General features: G+C 61.9%; 1 protein-coding gene. It reads left to right on the top strand.

Annotation, left to right across the window (positions count from 1 at the left end; translation table 11 throughout):
• Positions 1-174: 174 nt before the first annotated feature.
• On the top strand, positions 175-352 hold a 178-nt coding region (locus CVH10_RS27310; protein ID WP_181244493.1), incomplete at its 3' end, for a PAS domain-containing protein.

Below are 352 nucleotides of genomic sequence, written 5' to 3'. Positions count from 1 at the left end.
CGTCGACAGTTCTAGTAAGGTCTCGTCGACTTCAATCACCTCGCAAAGCAGGTTCAGATATCTGCGATACAGCTCCGGCTTGACGGCATCGGCGGCGATGGCGTTGTACAGCAGCTCGCGCTCGATGCCGGCAATCTCGGGACGTTCAGCTTCTCGCTTCCGGATCACGAGCTGGTGTCGTCGGATCGGTTCAAGGCCAATTTCGGCCGCGATCCCAACCTGCCGTTCACCTACGCCGAGAAGATGGCGGCCGTGCATCCAGAGGATCTGGCGGACGTGGAGCGCGCCGTCGAGCGCAGCATCGCGACCGGCGAAGGCTATGACCTTGCCTTCCGCATCCGTTGGCCCGACG

The sequence above is a fragment of the Halomonas sp. ND22Bw genome (assembly GCF_003011945.1).
In the GTDB taxonomy this organism is placed as follows: Bacteria; Pseudomonadota; Gammaproteobacteria; order Pseudomonadales; family Halomonadaceae; genus Halomonas; species Halomonas halophila.
This window is presented reverse-complemented; position numbering and strand designations above follow the sequence as displayed.